Source organism: Streptomyces purpurogeneiscleroticus, from assembly GCF_020024005.1.
Classification (GTDB): domain Bacteria; phylum Actinomycetota; class Actinomycetes; order Streptomycetales; family Streptomycetaceae; genus Streptomyces; species Streptomyces purpurogeneiscleroticus.
The window spans coordinates 1-4,140 of record NZ_NHSG01000167.1; the positions used below are offsets into that span (position 1 = coordinate 1).

A 4,140-nucleotide genomic window follows, 5' to 3' on the forward strand; every position below is an offset into this window, starting at 1 on the left:
GGGCGGCGAACGCGGGGGACGCGGCCCCCAGCGCCACCACCGAGCCGGCGAGGATCGCCGCGGTCTTCGCAAGCTTCATCTTCAGCGTTCCTTTCCGCAGCGGCGCGGGCGACGAGGACGCCCTGCGCGTCGCGCAGGCAGTGTGGCGTGCCGTACGTTCCGCCGCTGTCGTCATGGGTAACGACCCGGTCCGCACACGGAAACTGCGGGCCCGCTCCTTTTTCCCGCGCCACCCGAACGACGGGAATTCCGGCGGCTTTCACAGCGTTTCCGTTCGCCCGCTTCCCGGAATCCCGCACATCCGTCCATAAGGAAATCTGAATTTCTCTCGTCAGCGCCTGGCCGGGCGCGCGCGGCGATACAGGATCGCCCCGCCGAGCACCAGCGCGGCGCCGGTACCGGCCGCGACGCCGATCTGCTGGGTACCGGTGTGGGCCAGCTGCGTCACCGGGTCCCCCGGACCGCCCGCCTCGCCGGCGCGCGGGTCCCCCGGTCCGGCCGGCCCGGGCGCGTCGGGCGCCACATGGTCCGGTACGGAGTCGTCGGCCTGCTCCTGCTCGTTCGACGACCCGTCGCAGTGGTTGCCGAAGACGGGGTTCAGCAGGCCGACGATGTCCGCGGAGTTGCCGCAGGCGTTCACCGGGACGTCGACGGGGGCCTTGGCGGCGTTGCCGGAGCCCACGCCCGGTGAGTTCTGTGCCGAGCCGGCCGCGCCCGCGCCCTCTCCTGCGCCTTCTCCTGCGCCCGCTCCCGGCTCCTGCCCGCCGTCCTGCGCGCCGTCCTCGGCGGTGCGCTGCTGCCCGCCCTGCGGCTGGTCACCGGCGCCGCCTCCGTCACTGGCACAGCCGTTGCCGAAGGAGGGGTTGAGCGCCCCGACGACGTCCGCGCTGTTCCCGCAGATGTTCGCGGGGACCTCCACCGGTGCTTGGACGTTGTTCCCGGAGAGCACTCCCGGGGAGTTCGCGCTCTCACCGCTCGCTCCCGCGTCCGCGAACGCGGTGCCTCCGGTCACCCCGAGCACACCCGTGGTGGCCGCGGCGGCGAGGAGACCCTTTGCCAGGACCTGTCGCATTGGTCTTCCTGTCTTCGCTTGCCGTCGCGTAGGGCTGCTGCCCGTACGCCCGTAACTACAAGGCGGCCCCGGGGCGCATGGCATGCGTCCCGAGGCCGTCCGGGTCGAACTCACAACTGCGTACGTCGCGGACGTCAGTCGTTGACGCAGGTGTTGCCGAAGGCGGGGTTCAGCAGGCCGATGATGTCGATCGTGTTGCCGCAGACGTTCACCGGAACGTGAACCGGAACCTGCAGAACATTGCCGGAGATCACACCCGGAGAGTTGTTGGCGGCACCGCTGGCACCCGAGTCGGCGAACGCCGGCGCGGCGGTCCCCGCTGCCATCAGCGTTCCAGCGGCGACCGCGGCGACCTTCGTGTACTTCACTTTCAGCCCTTTCTGCAGCGGAGTTCGTAACGGTCACGACCTTCGTGCCGCACGAGCGCTATCCCGATCGCCCGTAACAACGCTGCCGTGTCTGGTAACGAGCACCCGGGGGAATCGAAACCCCACTGCTGGAATTTTCCTCAGAACACCCTCTAATGACCCAACGACTCGGCCTGAAGTAATGTTTGTAGGAATTTCCGCTCGTCGCCCCGCCAATACGCGACGCGTCCGCAACGCGGCCCCGATAAGGCCGGTCCGGCCGCCCGGCGATGGCTTTCCGGCCACGCGGGGGGCCTTTTCGGGACGCGGCAGACTTCGGGCACGCGGCGGCCTTTTCGGGAACGCGCGAAGGCCCGGACCGCCCAGGAGGAGAGGACAGGCGGTCCGGGCCTTCGTGGCCGGTGGTGATCAGCCGTTGCCGGTGCCGTTCGCCGACAGGATCGGAACTCCGTCCACGATGTGCGACAGGGGCTCGTCGCCCTTGTTCTGGCTGGAGTTGTCGGTGCACTGCTGGTTCTGCGGGTTCGCCAGCACGTTGATGTCCTGGATCGTGATCGGGATGAGACCGATGAGCGAACCGATGTTTGCCTTGAGCGGCAGACCGACGCAGGGCTTGTTCAGCGTGCCCTGGACCAGGCCGAGCTGCGTGCTCATGTTGCCGGCCGTCGTCTGGTTACCGAACGACGACGAAGCACCGTTGCCGCTCAGGTTGGTGGCACCGCCGTCGTCACCGAGCGCCAGCGCCTGGGGGGCCACTGCCGCCGACATGCCCACAATGGACGCCGCCACGGCACCCGTGGCAAGAACCTTCTTGAACACGATTCACCCTTCTCAATACGGAATGCCCGTAGTCGGAGCGAACTGGTCAACGTGTTCCGGGGAGTTTGGTTGCGTGCTGTCACTCGAATGAACGCGCAACGGCGCGGCGGCCTGACGCCCCGAAGGACATCCGACCACCGCGCCGTGGGAAAACGGTCACCGGCCCATGGCGGGCACTCCCGTCAGTGGTTGACGCAGTCGTTGCCGAAGACCGGGTTGAGCGCGCCGATCACGGTGACGGTGTTGCCGCAGGCGTTCACGGGGACGTGCACCGGAGCCTGAACGAGATTTCCGGACCCGACACCCGGGGAGTTCTCGGCGGCGCCGAACGCGCCCGCGCCGGTGGTGGCGAACGCCATACCGGAAGCACCGAGGACCGCGGCTCCGGCCACGGCGGAGAGCAGGGCGGTCTTGGCAACGCGCGACATAGCAGTACCTCTTCACTGAACAGCGGACAGTAACGTCGGCTTTGGTTTCCGTCGCCCAGTTGGGCTAACAGACCGATCAACGCATCAACAGCCCGACGGGTGCGGCCCCGGCCGGGTGAACCACTGATCAGATGTACGGATCGGGTGTACGGATCGCAACACGCCGAAAGCGGCTCGTGCGGCCGGTACGCAGTCCGGCGTTCAATACCCACCAGAATTCGGAATGCAGCCGGTCGCTCCTGCACATTCAGCGCATTGAGCCGATCGAAGGTTTATCGGCGACTGCCCGTAGCCGATGGACCGGATCTGCGTTCAGCACGGTGCGGCGCCCGTCCGGAGCCGCGGTAACCATCCCTGGAGGGACTCCCCATGAAGACTGCCCACAAGGCCGCTATGGTTCTGGCCGCTGCCGGCCTCGCTGCGGGTGCCGCTTCCGGTTCCGCGATGGCCGACAGTGGTGCCAGCGCCGGTGCGAACAATTCACCCGGCGTGATCTCCGGCAACCCCATTCAGGTTCCGGTCCACGTGCCCGTGAACGTCTGCGGCAACTCCATCAACATCATCGGTCTGCTGAACCCCGCCTTCGGCAACACCTGCGTCAACGACTGACGTTCGCGGCAGCAGGCAGGAAGGAAGGGCCCCGCTTCTGCGGGGCCCTTCCTTCTTTCTGCGCTGCCGGTCCCGTGGGACCGGCAGCCCTTTCCCGTCGGCTCACGGACCCGTCAGAGGATCCCGAGGCCGAGGTCGATGTTGATCAGGTTGTGGTCGTGGTGGTGCCAGCCCCAGCAGTCGTATCCCCAACCCCACCCACAGGGACCGGCCGCCGACGCGGACGTCGGTGCGGCGGTCGGCGTCTGGGCCGCCGAGGCCACTCCGGACAGCGGGACGACCGCTGCTGCGGTGAGCGCGGCGGTGGCGGCGAAGCGTCCGATGAACTTGCGCATGGTTCTCTCCTTCTGCGCAGAAATGGGACATAAGAATGATTACAGTCCCACCCCATTGGGCGCTCGCTCAGACTTGCGAATAACTCCACTGGCGCAATCCGCCGGACCATCTGTCGCGGCAATTCACGGACGCCCTTACGCTGCCCCGTCACGCCGCGACGCTTGACCATTCAATCGAATGGCGTAGCGCGCCGAACAGCGAATCCCGGGCGCTGCCCGGAGAAAAAGAAAAAGAGACGGCGAGGGGTCGCCGCCGGGTACGTGAGTCGGCTCCGGCGGCGACCTTGCGCGAGAAGGCGTGGCTCCCCGTCCCCGTCTCCTGGCGCTTGTTTCGCCCGTCACCGGCCGCCGGGAGCGCGGGATGTTCCCGGCGGGACAAGTCCGGGAGGGCGGGGCCGGAAGAACCGCATGTCGCCGCAGACTCGGCGGATCTCCGGCCGTCTGTGGGCCCGGACAACGATCTCGGGGGCTCGGAGATCCCTCCACCCGCAAGAACGGGTGGTCCTGCA

Annotated in this window: 6 protein-coding genes; 1 reads left to right on the top strand and 5 read right to left on the bottom strand. The window is 67.9% G+C overall.

Features of this window, described 5'->3' with window-relative positions; all coding sequences use genetic code 11:
* Positions 1-331: 331 nt before the first annotated feature.
* From CCS38_RS09665 to CCS38_RS09680, 4 genes are all read right to left on the bottom strand, one after another.
* Complete coding sequence (locus tag CCS38_RS09665) at positions 332-1,072, bottom strand: chaplin (RefSeq protein WP_223732792.1); 741 nt, start codon at positions 1,070-1,072, stop codon at positions 332-334.
* A 134-nt stretch (positions 1,073-1,206) separates the two neighbouring features.
* Entirely contained in the window at positions 1,207-1,440 is a 234-nt protein-coding gene (locus CCS38_RS09670; protein WP_031058604.1) for a chaplin, read from the bottom strand.
* A gap of 408 nt (positions 1,441-1,848) precedes the next feature.
* Positions 1,849-2,259 carry a rodlin gene (locus tag CCS38_RS09675; RefSeq protein WP_223732793.1) on the bottom strand — a complete coding sequence of 137 codons (411 nt, stop codon included), beginning with the start codon at positions 2,257-2,259 and terminating at the stop codon, positions 1,849-1,851.
* 182 nt (positions 2,260-2,441) lie between these two features.
* Positions 2,442-2,687 carry a chaplin gene (locus CCS38_RS09680; protein WP_223732794.1) on the bottom strand — a complete coding sequence of 82 codons (246 nt, stop codon included), beginning with the start codon at positions 2,685-2,687 and terminating at the stop codon, positions 2,442-2,444.
* 369 nt (positions 2,688-3,056) lie between these two features.
* Here CCS38_RS09680 and CCS38_RS09685 point away from each other — a divergent pair, with 369 nt between their 5' ends.
* Complete coding sequence (locus CCS38_RS09685; RefSeq protein ID WP_223732795.1) at positions 3,057-3,296, top strand: chaplin; 240 nt, start codon at positions 3,057-3,059, stop codon at positions 3,294-3,296.
* A gap of 113 nt (positions 3,297-3,409) precedes the next feature.
* Here the strand turns inward: CCS38_RS09685 and CCS38_RS09690 are convergent, their stop codons facing one another.
* The gene (locus tag CCS38_RS09690; RefSeq protein WP_223732796.1) at positions 3,410-3,631 is read right to left on the bottom strand and encodes a hypothetical protein; all 222 of its coding nucleotides are present in this window, start codon (positions 3,629-3,631) and stop codon (positions 3,410-3,412) included.
* Positions 3,632-4,140: the final 509 nt, after the last annotated feature.